At 33.4% G+C, this 14,909-nt stretch carries 12 protein-coding genes; 7 read left to right on the top strand and 5 right to left on the bottom strand.

Features of this window, described 5'->3' with window-relative positions; translation table 11 throughout:
• The first annotated feature begins 248 nt into the window (after positions 1-248).
• Positions 249-692 (top strand): PepSY-like domain-containing protein, encoded by a 444-nt coding sequence (locus tag FND99_RS15415; protein WP_144338835.1) that lies wholly within the window; start codon positions 249-251, stop codon positions 690-692.
• Positions 693-832: 140 nt separating this feature from the next.
• Here FND99_RS15415 and FND99_RS15410 read toward each other — a convergent pair whose 3' ends face one another.
• Positions 833-2,008: a GlmU family protein gene (locus FND99_RS15410; RefSeq protein ID WP_144338834.1), complete on the bottom strand. Its 1,176-nt coding sequence runs from the start codon at positions 2,006-2,008 to the stop codon at positions 833-835.
• Positions 2,009-2,266: 258 nt separating this feature from the next.
• Positions 2,267-2,521 (bottom strand): type B 50S ribosomal protein L31, encoded by a 255-nt coding sequence (locus tag FND99_RS15405; RefSeq protein WP_144338833.1) that lies wholly within the window; start codon positions 2,519-2,521, stop codon positions 2,267-2,269.
• Positions 2,522-2,770: 249 nt separating this feature from the next.
• On the opposite strand from FND99_RS15405, the gene FND99_RS15400 reads away from it, so the two are divergent.
• The 6 genes from FND99_RS15400 to FND99_RS15375 all read left to right on the top strand — a co-directional run bounded on the left by FND99_RS15400 (position 2,771) and on the right by FND99_RS15375 (position 9,757).
• Positions 2,771-3,301, top strand: a complete 531-nt coding sequence (locus FND99_RS15400; RefSeq protein WP_144338832.1) for a DUF4199 domain-containing protein — start codon at positions 2,771-2,773, stop codon at positions 3,299-3,301.
• Between the two features lie 8 nt (positions 3,302-3,309).
• Positions 3,310-4,266, top strand: coding sequence for a glycosyltransferase family 2 protein (locus tag FND99_RS15395; RefSeq protein ID WP_144338831.1), 957 nt, complete (start codon positions 3,310-3,312; stop codon positions 4,264-4,266).
• A 69-nt stretch (positions 4,267-4,335) separates the two neighbouring features.
• Positions 4,336-6,063, top strand: a complete 1,728-nt coding sequence (locus tag FND99_RS15390; RefSeq protein ID WP_144338890.1) for a phospho-sugar mutase — start codon at positions 4,336-4,338, stop codon at positions 6,061-6,063.
• Between the two features lie 4 nt (positions 6,064-6,067).
• Positions 6,068-7,108 (top strand): PDDEXK nuclease domain-containing protein, encoded by a 1,041-nt coding sequence (locus FND99_RS15385; protein WP_144338830.1) that lies wholly within the window; start codon positions 6,068-6,070, stop codon positions 7,106-7,108.
• On the top strand, positions 7,105-8,934 hold the full coding sequence (locus FND99_RS15380; RefSeq protein WP_144338829.1) for an ABC transporter ATP-binding protein: 1,830 nt from the start codon (positions 7,105-7,107) through the stop codon (positions 8,932-8,934). Before FND99_RS15385 ends, FND99_RS15380 begins: the two co-directional genes overlap by 4 nt.
• Positions 8,935-9,055: 121 nt before the next feature.
• Positions 9,056-9,757, top strand: a complete 702-nt coding sequence (locus tag FND99_RS15375) for a DUF2971 domain-containing protein (RefSeq protein ID WP_144338828.1) — start codon at positions 9,056-9,058, stop codon at positions 9,755-9,757.
• Between the two features lie 192 nt (positions 9,758-9,949).
• Here FND99_RS15375 and FND99_RS15370 read toward each other — a convergent pair whose 3' ends face one another.
• The 3 genes from FND99_RS15370 to FND99_RS15360 form a co-directional block, all read right to left on the bottom strand.
• Positions 9,950-10,672, bottom strand: coding sequence for a hypothetical protein (locus tag FND99_RS15370; RefSeq protein WP_144338827.1), 723 nt, complete (start codon positions 10,670-10,672; stop codon positions 9,950-9,952).
• A 75-nt stretch (positions 10,673-10,747) separates the two neighbouring features.
• Positions 10,748-13,159, bottom strand: coding sequence for a TonB-dependent receptor plug domain-containing protein (locus tag FND99_RS15365; RefSeq protein WP_144338826.1), 2,412 nt, complete (start codon positions 13,157-13,159; stop codon positions 10,748-10,750).
• Positions 13,160-13,221: 62 nt separating this feature from the next.
• Positions 13,222-14,904 (bottom strand): M23 family metallopeptidase, encoded by a 1,683-nt coding sequence (locus FND99_RS15360; RefSeq protein ID WP_144338825.1) that lies wholly within the window; start codon positions 14,902-14,904, stop codon positions 13,222-13,224.
• Positions 14,905-14,909: the final 5 nt, after the last annotated feature.

Below are 14,909 nucleotides of genomic sequence, written 5' to 3'. Positions count from 1 at the left end.
TCGTTTATTTGACCACCTATTTTTTCGTGGCGCAAAGATAGATTTAAATTAGATAATGTGCCAATTTGATAATTAGATAATTTTGAGAATCTGATAATTGGATAATTTGACAATGAGACAATTTGATAATGTAAAGATTTAGAAGACCGAGATAGAACCTAAATCTCAAAGAATCAAACCAGACCGAATTTGTTTTTATTTTAAAATTTTTGCCTTACCTTGTATAACAATTTAAAAATCAGCAAACTATGAAAACGAAATTAAAACTGACGGTTTACTTAATTGCAGGATTACTAATTGGTTTTTCTGCAAATGCACAAAAAACTGTAATTAAAAAAGAAGCTTTGCCGGCAAACGCGCAAACATTCTTGAAAACTCATTTTGGATCTCAAAAACCAAGCTATATACTAGAAGACAAAGAAATCCTTTCAACAGAATACAAAGTTCAATATGACAAAAAACTTGAAATTGAATTTGACAAAAAAGGAAACTGGAAAGAAGTTGATGGCAAGAATGAAAAAATCCCTAAATCTATTGTTCCGAAAAAAATTGCTTCGTACATAAAAACTAATTTCCCTAAAGAAAAAGTGACCAAAATCGAAATTGGAACTTCTAGCTACGAAACAAAACTAACCAACGGCTTGGAATTAAAATTCAATTTAAAAGAAGAATTCATTAAGATTGACAAATAATTTTTAACCACAGATTTCTAGGATTTCCACAGATTTTTTAATCTTTTTAATCATTTAATCTGTGGCTAAAAAAATAAACCCGACAAGTCTCAAAAACCTGTCGGGTTTGCAAAAAATTATCTTTCAAATTGATTATCCAATTAATCTTTTCTCCATTTTTTAGTTTCTTCGAAAATGTGTTCCATTATTGCAGCTTCAGTCGCATCGAATTCGATATTTCTTCTGCTCATTACTAGTCTTGCAGTTTCAAAAGCTTTTTTGGTAACATATGTTGTAAATCCGGCAGCACCGCCCCAAGAAAAACTCGGAACAAAATTTCTAGGAAAACCAGATCCAAAAATATTAGCGCTTACTCCAACCACAGTTCCGGTATTAAACATTGTATTGATGCCACATTTACTGTGATCTCCCATCATCAAACCGCAAAACTGAAGTCCGGTTTTTGCAAACCCTTCTGTTTCGTAGCTCCACAATTTTACTTCCTCGTAATTGTTTTTTAGGTTCGAATTATTTGAATCAGCACCAATATTGCACCATTCGCCTAAAACAGAATCGCCTAAAAATCCTTCATGACCTTTATTTGAATTTTGAAACAAAACAGAATTTTTAACCTCACCTCCTATTCGAGACCCTGGACCAACTGTTGTTGCGCCATAAACTTTAGCCGACATTTTCACCATTGCATTTTCGCATAAAGCAAAAGGTCCGCGAATTACGGTTCCTTCCATAATCTCAGAATTCTTACCTATATATATAGGCCCAGTCGAAGCATTCAGCGTCACGAATTCTAGTTTTGCTCCTTCTTCAATAAAAATATTTTCTGGCGCAATAACATTTACGCTTTTCGGAATTGGCTGTGATTTTCTGTCTTCGGTCAAAAATTTAAAATCGGCACGGATTGCGGCGTCGTTTTTAGAAAAAATATCCCACGTGTGTTCAATCGTCAAACAATCATCATTATACTGGATAATTTCGTAGGAATCAAAATCGACTTCTTCTTGATTTTCTGTAGTAAAAAAAGCGATTACATCATCACCTTTAAAAATAGCCTGATTTGTTGTTAAGTCAGAAACCATTTCGGCAAGCTTGTCATTTGGCAAATAACCCGCGTTGATCATTACATTTTCTGCCATTTCCACCATCGGAAATTTTTCAGATAAATATTCTTCAGTAATTGTTGTTATGGTTGAACCAAGGCGCATTTCCCATTTTTGACGAATCGTTGTAATTCCGACAAGGATATCAGCAACAGGCCTTGTAAAAGTAAAAGGTAATAAAGCATTCCGAACGGGACCGTCAAAAAGAATGTAATTCATAAATAAAAAAATTTGGTACTTGTTAAAATCTTGATTTGGTTATCGGGATCAAAGTTACAAATATTTATGAGTTTCATTTAACCCGTTTTTATGAAAGCCGTGAATTCACGAATTAATAATGTAATTCCGCAAGAGACTTAACATTATCGCCTTGCAATTCAATATTTTATAAAATTCACGAATTTGCTTTTACTAAAATAAGGTCATAAAAAAAAGCCTTCCGAGATTGGAAGGCTTTTGTATAATTTAAAACAGTTATTATTTTTTAACGTGTTTTGCATATTTAGTTTTGAATTTATCAATACGTCCTGCAGTATCGATAAGTTTAGATTTACCAGTATAAAAAGGGTGAGATGTTCTAGAAATCTCCATTTTTACAACTGGATACTCAACTCCGTCAACTTCAATTGTTTCTTTTGTATCTGCAGTAGATTTAGTGATAAAAACGTCATCATTAGACATGTCTTTAAATGCAACTAATCTGTAATTTTCTGGGTGAATTCCTTTTTTCATCTTTCTTTTTATTTATTGTTTTAGAGTATTTTTATTTTGAAGCTTTTTCATGGTTAGAAAAAGGTATAAACAACACTACTCTTTTTTGTTTAAAAATTTAATTATTTTTGAGTGTGCAAATTTACAATTCTTTTTTAATAAACAAATACTTAACTCACTTTTTTTTAGTTAAATTCAAAAAGCTTTTTTTATCTCCGATTATATTGGGAATTGCTATATTTGTGGATTAATTTTAAAACATATAGAAATATGATTAATGAAGTTATAAAAAAGAATGGTATTACTTATGGTGTAATGATTGGAATTGCATCTGCATTATTTACCGCTACTATCTATGCGGTTGATTTACACTTATTCACTGCATGGTGGATGGGTATCATAGGAATTGCAATAAGCGTTACTATAAGTATTATTCTGCTTTCTAAAACTAAGAAAGAATTAAAAGGTGTTTTTCCTTTTAAAGATGCATTTACCACTTATTTTATAGCTGCAGTAATTGGTGTTCTAATTTCTACAACTTTTAATATTGTCTTATTTAATGTTATTGATCCAGGTGCAAAAGAAACTTTAAATGAAATAATGATTAAATACACTGCAAACATGATGCAGAAATTTGGCGCTCCGGCTTCATCTATTAATGAAGCAATCGACAAAATGAAAGCGAGCAGCCCATACTCAACTTTCGAATTATTAAAAGGATCTGCTTTTGCAATTGTAATCAGTGCCATTTTCGGATTAATCTTTGCCGCATTCTTCAAAAGCAAAACCACTCAAGAATAAAAATATAAATGAATTTATCTATACTTATACCGCTTCTAAACGAGGAGGAATCACTAAAAGAACTCTATGCGTGGATTATTAAAGTGATGCAATCTAACAATTACTCTTATGAAATCATTTTTGTAGATGATGGAAGTACGGATGATTCTTGGAATATTATTGAAAGCTTCTCTAACGAAAACCCAAATGTAAAAGGGATTCGTTTTATGAAGAATTTTGGAAAATCTCAGGCATTGCATGCAGGTTTTGCAAAAGCACAAGGTGATGTCATTATTACAATGGATGCTGATTTGCAAGACAGTCCTGACGAAATTCCAGGTTTATATGAAATGATTACAGCTCAGAAATACGATTTGGTTTCGGGCTGGAAAAAGAAACGCTACGACTCTGTTGTGGCAAAAAATCTGCCTTCAAAATTATTTAACTGGGCGGCCAGAAAAACATCTGGCGTTGAATTAAATGATTTTAACTGCGGATTAAAAGCATATAAAAATACCGTAGTAAAAAACATCGAAGTATCGGGCGAAATGCACCGATACATTCCGGTTTTGGCAAAAAATGCGGGTTTCAATAAAATTGGCGAAAAAGTAGTAATTCACCAAGCCAGAAAATATGGCGAAACCAAATTTGGAATGGAACGTTTTATAAACGGTTTTCTTGATTTGATTACGATTTGGTTTTTATCCAGATTCGGAAAAAGACCGATGCACTTGTTTGGCGCAATTGGTTCTTTAATGTTCATTATCGGATTTTTGGCAGCAGGCTACATTGGCGTTTCTAAATTGTACCACATGTACACAGGAATGAAATACAGTCTGGTTACTAATAACCCATGGTTTTATATTGCTTTGACTACTATGGTTTTAGGAACTCAATTGTTTCTGGCAGGATTTCTTGGCGAAATCATTCTTAGAACAAAAAGCAACGAAGCACGTTATAAAGTAGCTCGAGAAGTTAATTTTTAACCAAATGTCTATTCAGGAGCAACTCCTGAAAATTAGTATTACTTTAATTAAACAAAAAATAAACGAATGATGAATATAGCACCTAATATTTTGAATGCTGTAAACGAATGGTTAACTCCAACATTTGATAAAGAAACACAAGCGGCTGTTAAAGATTTAATGACAACTTCGCCAAAAGAACTTGAGGAAAGTTTTTATAAAAATCTGGAATTTGGAACTGGCGGAATGCGTGGTGTAATGGGCGTTGGAAACAACAGAATCAATAAATATACACTTGGAAAAAACACTCAGGGTTTATCTAATTATTTACATGAAGTTTTCCCAAATGAGCCTTTAAAAGTGGTTATCGCTTACGATTGCCGTCATAACAGTAATACTTTGGCAAAAGTTGTTGCTGATGTTTTCTCTGCAAATGGAATTCAGGTTTATTTGTTTTCAGACTTAAGACCAACTCCAGAATTATCTTTTGCACTTAAATATTTAGGATGCCAATGCGGAATTGTTTTAACAGCTTCACACAACCCGCCAGAATACAATGGCTACAAAGTATATTGGCAAGATGGAGGCCAAATTGTTCCTCCGCAAGATGCAGCAATTATTAATGTTATTGAAAATTTAAGCTATGACAAGATTAAATTTGATGCAAACGAAAGTCTGATTAAATATATTGACACTGATATTGACAAAGCTTTTATAAAATCATCAATTGAAAATGCAAGTTTCAATACTCCGGCTGAAGCTAAAGACAACTTACAAATTGTTTTTACTTCATTGCACGGAACTTCTATAAAATCGGTTCCGGATACTTTATCGCAGGCAGGCTACAAAAATGTTCACATTGTTCCTGAACAAGCAGTTCCGGATGGAGATTTCCCAACAGTAAAATCGCCAAATCCAGAAGAACCTGAAGCTTTGGCCATGGCTGTCGCTTTAGCAGAAAAAACAAACTCTGATATTGTTGTCGGGACAGATCCTGACTGCGACCGTTTAGGTGTTGCTGTTAGAAACAACGAAGGCAAATTGATTTTGCTTAACGGAAATCAGACGATGGTTTTGATGACTTCTTTCTTATTGAAACAATGGAAAAAAGCGGGTAAAATCAACGGAAAACAATTCGTAGGTTCAACAATCGTATCGACTCCAATGATTATGGAATTAGCAACAAGCTACGGTGTTGAATGCAAAGTTGGCTTAACTGGTTTTAAATGGATTGCAAAAATGATCAAAGATTTTCCAGAACTTCAATTTATTGGAGGTGGTGAAGAAAGCTTTGGTTTTATGGTTGGTGATGCCGTTAGAGATAAAGATGCCGTTGCTGCAACTTTATTGATCTGCGAAGTTGCCGCTCAGGCAAAAGCAGCAGGAAGTTCTGTTTACAAAGAACTTTTACAGCTTTATGTTGAAAATGGCTTTTACAAAGAATTTTTAGTTTCATTGACTAAAAAAGGAATGGAAGGATTGGAAGAAATCAACCAAATGATGATCAACCTTCGTAAAAATCCTTTGAAAGAAATCAACGGACAAAGAGTTATCATGGTTGAAGATTATCAGTCATCAATTGCTTTAAATTTATTGACCGGCGAAGAATCCACAATGGATATTCCGAAATCGAATGTGTTGATTTATTATACTGAAGACGGATCTAAAATTTGTGCAAGACCAAGCGGAACTGAGCCAAAAATCAAATTCTATATCAGCGTAAATGCTGCAATCGAATCGGTTTCAGAATTTGATGAAGCAGAAAAATTCTTAGACGAAAAAATACAGAATATTATTGCTGATATGCAATTGAAATAATAAAATGAGTGACAAACTTGACACAAATGACAAATCTGAACTATTAGATTCAATAACTGACCTAATAGATCAAACCCGTCATTTTGTTGCCAAAACAGTCAACCAAGAATTAACGCTCTTATATTGGAAAATCGGAAAAAACATAAATGATGAAATTCTAAAAAATGATAGAGCAGATTATGGAAAAAAAATAATTCCAGCGTTAAGTATTGCTTTAACAAATAAATATGGAGTTGGATTTAACAAAAGAAATCTCCAGAGTTTTGTTAAACTAAACACTACAATTGAAGACTTTACAATTTTGCACACAATGTGTGCAAAATTGAGTTGGTCTCATATTCGAAATCTAATTTATATAGAAAACGACATAAAACGTGAATTCTACATTCAAATGAGTATTCATGAACACTGGAGCGTACGAACTTTACAGGAACGTATTGACAGCATGCTTTTTGAAAGAACCGCTATTAGCAAAAAATCAGAAGAAACCATAATTAAAGATTTAGCTTTATTAAAAAACGAAAAACAAATTACCGCCGATTTGACTTTTCGCGATCCTTATTTCTTAGACTTTCTAGGATTACATGACAGCTATTCTGAAAAAGATTTAGAAAGTACCATCCTAGCTCAACTCCAAAATTTCATTACCGAAATGGGCAGTGAATTTGCTTTTCTTGCCCGACAAAAAAGAATAATAATCGATGATGAAGATTTTTATATCGATTTGCTTTTTTATCATCGTGGTCTTCGTCGATTGGTTGCTATTGACTTAAAACTCGGGAAATTTAAAGCTGCTTATAAAGGTCAAATGGAACTTTATTTGCGCTGGTTAGAGAAAAACGAACAAAAAGAAGGCGAAAACAAACCAATTGGATTAATTTTGTGCAGTGAAAAATCTCCTGAACAAATCAATTACTTAATGCTCGACAATGATGAACAAATCAAAGTTTCAGCATATTTAACCCAATTACCAGAAAAAAAATTATTGCTCGAAAAACTCGAAAGAGCGATTGCCATTGCAGAAAATAACATAAATAAAAAATGAGTAATTTCAAAAAAATAGTTCCTTTTATCTATCCGTATAAAAAATATGCGTTGCTAAACATCTTTTTCAATGTTTTGTATGCACTTTTCAGTACACTTTCATTCATGGCATTGATTCCGATGCTGCAGGTGTTGTTTGGAAAAAGTAAAAGACTTACCACGATGCCTCCATATGAAGGAATAACACATATAAAAGAATACGGAGAAAACTATCTTAACTATTATATTACAAAAAATAACGACCCAAATAATCCGGGTTTTATTCTGTCTGTGATGGTTGGAATAATAATTTCGATTTTTCTTCTAAAAAATCTAGCTGATTATTTGGCAATGTTTTTCATTAACTTTTTAAGAAATGGAGTTTTGAGAGACATGCGAAATGCATTGTATAAAAAAACATTAGAATTGCCTTTAGCTTTTTATTCAGAAAAAAGAAAAGGCGATGTTATTTCCCGAATTTCTGGTGACGTAAACGAGGTCCAGACTTCGCTTTTGGCAATTTTAGAGCTTATCGTAAAAGAACCTTTGACAATTGTTTTTACAATTATTGCCATGTTGATCATTAGTGCGAAACTAACTTTATTTGTCTTTATTTTCATTCCTGTTTCTGGATACATTATTTCATTAATCGGAAAGCAATTAAAAAAACAGTCAACAAAAGCACAACAAGAACAGGGAACTTTTTTATCGACAATAGAAGAAACAATTGGAGGATTAAAAGTTGTTAAGGGCTACAATTCTGAAAACTATTTTAATGGCGTATTCCAGAGTTCTACAGAACGTTTTTTCAAATTGTCAAACAGCATTGGAAATCGCCAGAACTTAGCATCTCCTGCAAGTGAATTTATGGGAATTACAGTAATTGCCATTTTGCTTTGGTACGGTGGTCAAATGGTGTTAATTGACAAAACATTAGAAGGCGCTGCTTTTATTGCCTACATGGGATTAGCCTACAATATTCTAACTCCTGCAAAAGCAATTTCTAAAGCTTCATATGGAGTAAAAAGAGGAAATGCCGCAGCAGAACGTGTTTTGGAAGTTTTAGACCAAGAAAACACTATTGTTTCTAAAGAAAATGCAGTTGAAAAAACCACTTTTGACAATAACATAAGCATTCAACACATCAACTTTAAGTATGAAGAGGAAAATGTTTTAAAAGATTTTTCACTTGAAATCAAAAAAGGACAAACTGTTGCTCTTGTTGGACAATCCGGAAGCGGAAAAAGTACAATTGCCAATTTATTGACGCGTTTTTATGATGTAAATGAAGGTACAATTTCAATTGACGGAATCAACATCAAAGACATGAACTTGCAGTCGCTTCGCAGTTTAATGGGATTGGTAACTCAAGACAGCATTTTATTCAATGACACCATTAAAGCCAATATCGCTTTAGGAAAATTAGATGCTACTGATGATGAAATCATCGAAGCTTTAAAAATTGCTAATGCTTATGAATTTGTGAAAGATCTTCCGAAAGGGATTTACACGAACATTGGCGACAGCGGAAACAAACTTTCGGGCGGACAAAAACAACGTTTGTCTATTGCTCGTGCAGTATTGAAAAATCCTCCGATTATGATTTTGGATGAAGCTACTTCTGCATTGGATACTGAAAGCGAAAAATTTGTTCAAATTGCGCTTGAAAATATGATGCAGAACAGAACTTCAATCGTAATTGCACACCGACTTTCAACAATCCAAAAAGCAGATGTGATTGTGGTCATGCAAAAAGGAAAAATCGTTGAACAGGGAACACACGATGAATTAATCACCCTCAACGGAACTTATAACAAACTAGTTACGATGCAGTCTTTTGAATCGTAATTTTTAAAAGCAAAAACCAAGTTGATCTACACAGATTAAGGAAATATTAAAACTAATTTTTATTTCTTTAATCTGTGTTTATTTTTTTAACTTTAGGTAGTTTTTGAATAATCTCTATAAAATGTACCTAAAAAATCCGAATATAAAACTTCCCGAAGATCCTGACACTGTAGTTTGGAAATATCTTGATTTATCTAAATTTCTGGATTTATTGCTTTCTAAGAAATTATTCATGTCGCGGTCAGACAAATTTGAAGATCAATACGAAGGCACTTTCAGTGAACCTACTTATGAAGAAATCAAAAAATTAGCAGTAGATAATCCTGACTTTTTGAATTATTACAAAACTCATCGCGAGCAGGTTGCCATAAGCAGTTGGCACATCAACGAATATGAATCGTTTGCAATGTGGCAGATTTTTACTCAAAATAGCGAAGGTTTAGCAATTCAATCTACAATAGGAAGATTGCAAAAAGCATTAAATCCCGAAAATAATTTTGATCAATATATTGGCGAAGTAAATTATATCGATTACAAAAAAGAATATATTCCGTTTGATGATTTATTCTTTCCGTTTTTATTCAAAAGAAAAAGTTTTCAGTACGAACGTGAAGTGCGCATTATTACTGATACTACGAAAAGCACCATAAAACTGAATGACGGATTAAAAATCAATGTCGATATCAATCAATTAATTGAGAAAATCTACATTCATCCAAAATCTGAAAACTGGTACAAAAAACTGGTAATCGAATTGGTGGAACGCTTGGACTTTGGTTTCGAAATCGAAAAATCTGACCTTGAAAGCGATATATTGATCTAAGGTTCTGAGATTCTTAGATGCTAAGATTCTAAGTTTTTTTTTAGCCGCAGATTATACAGATTAAAAGGATTTTTATTCTTTACAAAAAAGCCGTTTTAAAAAATGCTTTTTTTTTTAAAACGGTTTTTGTTTTTTTTTGCTTTCAAAGGTTTTGAAAAACTTAGAACCTTAGCATCTCAGAATCTTAGCAACTTAGATAGGCTTGTAAGCTTTAACCTCCCATTTTTTAGAAGCTAAATCTATATAATTATAATGCAGAACATCATTTTTATCGAATTGACCGTTTTGGTTGGTATCTTCAATTGTTCTGAAATATATGCGATTTTTTGATTCGATTAAACTCCAGTCCACCAATTCCTGAAGATCTGCTGAAACTTTAGTGAAATTTTCCCCGCTGATATTACTTAGATACAAAGTTTTAATATCTCCAGTATCAATTTTTCCGTCTTTATTGGTATCAGAATCGGTTAAGGTGTAAACCATTACTTTATTCTGAGTTTTATCTGCTACTGTCTTCAAATAAGTCGCCGTTAAAATTAAAATTGGTTTATCTGATAAAGGTCTGATAGAATCTGAATCCACTTTTTGGAATTTTAAATTCTGCAAATATCCCGTAATTTCATATTCTCCTAAATTAGAAATCGTGAAACTTACATCGTTCACACTTGAAGAACCGTAACGTGCTTTTGTTCCTTTTTCATAAACTCTCAAATCACCAACTGGATGAATTAAATAATTTGTTCCTTCCATCTGAATTGGCAAATCTGCTACTTCAATTTGAGTAGAATCCGTTTTGGCAACCACACTTGCTTTGTTTGAAGCATCATAAATTACTTTCGGCTTCTGCACTTCGTCCTTACAACCCACTGTAGTTCCGATAATTACTAAGGCGATATATTTTAGATAGTTTTTCATTTATGGCAATTATATTAGAATATCAAATATACTATTTTTGATTGTAAATTTTGGTTTTATTGAATTTTAGTAAACTTACAGCCTTGCATTCAATTTTATATTAAAAACTCTCGAAGTCATGTAATTTGGAATCGCATACTCATTTTTTGAATACACATCGCGAACCCAAGTATTTGTAATTGCGTTTTGATTATTGAAAAGATTAAAAATTTCAAGACCAACTGATAATTCCTTAAAATCCTTCAGCCATTTTGCTTTGGCAACTTTTGTACTGCTGTCAACAAAAACTTTTGCAAAACCTACATCTGCCCTTCTATAATCATTTAATCTGTTTTGATACAAATAAGGATCAGAATATGCTGGAGATCCGCCAGGCAAACCGGTATTGTAAACTAAATTAAGATACAATTTTACGCTCGGAATATTTGGCATATAATCCTGAAAAAGCATCGCAAATTTTAAACGTTGATCTGTTGGTCTCGCGATGTATCCTTTATTTTCATAATTTTCCTCGGTTTTCATATATCCAAAACTTACCCACGATTCCGTTCCCGGAACAAATTCTCCATTCAGCCTGAAATCAAGACCTTGCGCATATGCTTTTGCGTTATTGTTAGCTACGTAACGAATTCTGACATTATCAATCGAATATACATTTACATCTGAAAGTGATTTATAATACAATTCCGTCACCCATTTAAAAGGACGATTCCACATTTTAAAATTATAATCATTCCCTAAAACAACATGCATAGATTCCTGTGCTTTTACATTCGGATTTACAACTCCGTCTAAATCTCTAAGTTCTCTGTAAAAAGGTGGCTGATGGTACAATCCACCAGAAATCCTAAAAACCATATCCATGTCCCAATTGGGCTGAATGGCAAATTGAGCACGTGGACTCACAACAGTCTGCATTTTTCCTTCAACCGAAGCTCCAGAAACAGTCCAACTTTGAAAACGCACTCCAAGATGATACCAAACTGTACTTGAACCAATTGCTGTCTTTTTATTGAATTGTGTATAACCTGAAAGTCTGTTTATAGTATTATAATTGGTTGCCCGAATATCCTGATATGGCAGTAACGGTCCTGTGTAAGGCTGGTATGGTTCATTATTTTTAGGTAAAATTACTAATGGCGGGTTAATAGAAAAACCTGCCGAATCGATTACCTCCCACTCGACTACGCGGTCTCGAATGGATTCTCTGGTATATTTTAGACCAAATTCCAGTTGGCTGTCGTTCATCCATTCTTTAAAACCTTTAATCTCGGCATTAGCGATTAATGCATCGAGATCATTTCGCGCATGATTCAGCTGTGAACCAATACCACGCGTAAAATCAATATTTTCTGAATTGCCATCTTCATCAACATTTCCTAAACGATATTGTGCCAAAATATCAAAATGTTCCTGTTCTGTGGTATGAAAAAGTGATCCAATCACTTTAAAAGTAAGACTTGGTAAAGCTTTATATGTCGTTTTTAAAGCTCCAAAATAGGTTTCGTACTTGTCTTTTTCTGGCCCATCATAATAAACCGTCAAAGCCATTGGTTGATCGATTGTACCAAAATTAGTTTGACGCGTTAATGGTTGGTAGGAGTATTTATTCTGCGAAATATTCCCCAAAAAACTCATTTGCCATTTTTCAGAAATATCATAATTTATATTCGTCTGAATATCTGCAAAAACAGGAGTGTAATTGGTTTCAGTATCCTGACTATTTAGTAACAAACTATTATTTCGATAACGAATTCCAGTCACCGCAGACCATTTTTTGTTTTTAGAAACAAGATCAACGGCAGCGCTTCCACCCAAGAAACTTGCTTCGAAAGCTGCACCAAACTGAGTTGGTTTTCGATACGTAATATCTAAAACCGAAGAAAGCTTATCGCCAAATTTAGCCTGAAACCCTCCCGCGGAAAAATCAACATTCTGAACCAAATCAGTATTCGTAAAACTTAAACCTTCTTGTTGCCCTGAACGAATTAAAAAAGGACGGTAAACCTCGACTTCATTGACATAAACTAAATTTTCGTCGTAATTGCCACCACGAACTGCGTATTGTGTGCTCAATTCATTGTTTGAATTTACGCCCGGCAAAGTTTTCAGAATATTTTCAATTCCGGCATTTGCACCGGGAATCTTTTTAATAGTTTCGGGCTCAACGGTAACAATACCTTGAACACGCTTTTTATTTTTGGAAGAAACAAAAACTTCACCCATTTGTTCCTCCGAATTATTCATTACCGGATTAAAAAGGAAAATTTCATTGGGTTTTAAGCTTACTGTCAAGCTCAACATTTTCAACGCAATATGAGTAAAAATCAGCGACACTTTTTTATTTGGAGGCAATTCGATATCAAAAGCACCATTTGAATCTGACTGAACAACAGTTCCTAAACAGCTAATATTAACATCAGCCACCGGACGATTTTCAGTATCTAAAATAACACCTTTAACATGTGCGTTTTGAGCGATTGACATGGGGCCAATGCATAAAAAAAAGAAAACAAGTATTAACTTATAAGTATTCAAACGTTTTGATTTTATTTTTGTTGACTCCTAAAAAAATGAGTTTCAAACACTGCTGTATTTCCAACATTATCTGTCACTTCAATTTTTAAATCATTTGCACCTTCAGCCAATAAGGCATCATCAAAAGTATGAGTAATTTTTCTGGTTTTGTTATCATATTCAAATAAAACCCAATCGCCGTTTAAATAACCGTTATACGATTTTATTCCAGATATTGAATCGCTGATTGTAAACTGTATTTTTTTTACATCGCTTATCCATTTGTCTTGAATAGATTTTGTAATCGAAATTTTTGGCGCAATCGTGTCTAAAACCAATCCGAATTGACCTAATGTTTTAGATTTTGCCGTAAAAACATCGCCCTTTCTGGTAGTTCCATTATAACTTCCTACTCTTCCAATAAAAAGTTTGTCTCTTAAAGCTTCCTCATAAGAATCATCTTTAATTGTAATCGTAAAATTAGAATGTACCGGAATTACATCTTCGTGAACATAAACTTTATTATTTTTCACATCGAAATTCATGTTGAAATCATCGTAAAAAGTCCCCGCAGGAAAAAACACAGACATATTATCTTTTTCAAAATTTGCATCTCTGTTTGCTCTAATAAAATATTTTGAAACAATTGGCTCTTCTTTTACAACTGGAGTCGCCGTATCGTATTCAATTGGAACTGTAATCGAACTCAAATTTCCGTAATAATCAGAAACCTCAATTCTATAGGTCGAGGCCAAATTAGGATCAACAACTACAATTCCGCGCAAAGAATCAGTTTTAATGATACTCAGAGCATATGGCGTTTTCATAAAAAGCTTTTGCACGCGCTGTCCTGATTTTTTATATCTTGGATAATCAATTAATGCATTTACATATCGCATTTCATCAAATGAATACGTATTGAATTGATAATTGTAATTCTGATTTCCGTTTACGAACGTTGAAACATTAAAAACTCCATTTTTGTTTCCCGAAACATCATCAAAATCAACAGCTGAAATTCCGAAACCAATTTTCCCGTTCGCTTTCACTTTCCCAGCAAGATAAGTACCGTCTTTTTGAAGCGACATATTGACCATTATGGGTTGTTTTGACTGATTTACAACCGTATTTTCCATCGGATAAACCAAAAGACTTGAAACCGAAGGCTTTTTTGTGTCTTTAATATTTTTATCAAATCCAAAAAACATTGGATTAATGACAAATTCCGATTTTGTATCACGAATTTCGAAATGCAAATGTGGCCCTTCAGAAGATCCCGTGTTTCCGGAAAGTGCAATTAATTGTCCTTTTGTGACAGGCAACTCATTCGGCTTTGGAAACATTTCAATCTCGAAAGCTTTTTCTTTATAATGTGTTTTTTGAATATAATCTTGAATCGGGCCAATGGCAGTCTGCAAATGTCCATAGACAGACGTATAGCCATTTGGATGTGTGATGTAAATGCATTTTCCATTTCCAAAAGTAGAAATCTTGATTCTAGAAATGTATCCATCGGCAACTGCATATACATTTAAACCTTCTCTTTGGTTGGTTTTCAAATCAAAACCAGCGTGGAAATGATTTGGTCTAAGCTCGCCAAAATTCCCAGAAAGTTGCATAGGAATATCTAGCGGAGCGCGAAAATAATCTTTAGGATACTGCGTCTGAGCAAATATAAAGTGACAAAATAAAAGGGTGTATAGTGAAAATCTCATAAGCA

This window comes from Flavobacterium daemonense (assembly GCF_007341385.1).
In the GTDB taxonomy this organism is placed as follows: Bacteria; Bacteroidota; Bacteroidia; order Flavobacteriales; family Flavobacteriaceae; genus Flavobacterium; species Flavobacterium daemonense.
The sequence above is the reverse complement of the archived record's forward strand: the minus strand, read 5'-3'. Positions and strand labels throughout refer to the sequence as shown.

Excerpts from the sequence above, each read along its gene's own strand:
- FND99_RS15380 (WP_144338829.1), top strand. The coding sequence starts at position 7,105 with ATGAGTAATTTCAAAAAAATAGTTCCTTTTATCTATCCGTATAAAAAA.
- FND99_RS15375 (WP_144338828.1), top strand. The coding sequence starts at position 9,056 with ATGTACCTAAAAAATCCGAATATAAAACTTCCCGAAGATCCTGACACT.
- FND99_RS15410 (WP_144338834.1), bottom strand. The coding sequence starts at position 2,008 with ATGAATTACATTCTTTTTGACGGTCCCGTTCGGAATGCTTTATTACCT.
- FND99_RS15370 (WP_144338827.1), bottom strand. The coding sequence starts at position 10,672 with ATGAAAAACTATCTAAAATATATCGCCTTAGTAATTATCGGAACTACA.
- FND99_RS15395 (WP_144338831.1), top strand. The coding sequence starts at position 3,310 with ATGAATTTATCTATACTTATACCGCTTCTAAACGAGGAGGAATCACTA.
- FND99_RS15385 (WP_144338830.1), top strand. The coding sequence starts at position 6,068 with ATGAGTGACAAACTTGACACAAATGACAAATCTGAACTATTAGATTCA.
- FND99_RS15415 (WP_144338835.1), top strand. The coding sequence starts at position 249 with ATGAAAACGAAATTAAAACTGACGGTTTACTTAATTGCAGGATTACTA.
- FND99_RS15405 (WP_144338833.1), bottom strand. The coding sequence starts at position 2,521 with ATGAAAAAAGGAATTCACCCAGAAAATTACAGATTAGTTGCATTTAAA.
- FND99_RS15400 (WP_144338832.1), top strand. The coding sequence starts at position 2,771 with ATGATTAATGAAGTTATAAAAAAGAATGGTATTACTTATGGTGTAATG.
- FND99_RS15360 (WP_144338825.1), bottom strand. The coding sequence starts at position 14,904 with ATGAGATTTTCACTATACACCCTTTTATTTTGTCACTTTATATTTGCT.
- FND99_RS15390 (WP_144338890.1), top strand. The coding sequence starts at position 4,336 with ATGAATATAGCACCTAATATTTTGAATGCTGTAAACGAATGGTTAACT.
- FND99_RS15365 (WP_144338826.1), bottom strand. The coding sequence starts at position 13,159 with ATGTCAATCGCTCAAAACGCACATGTTAAAGGTGTTATTTTAGATACT.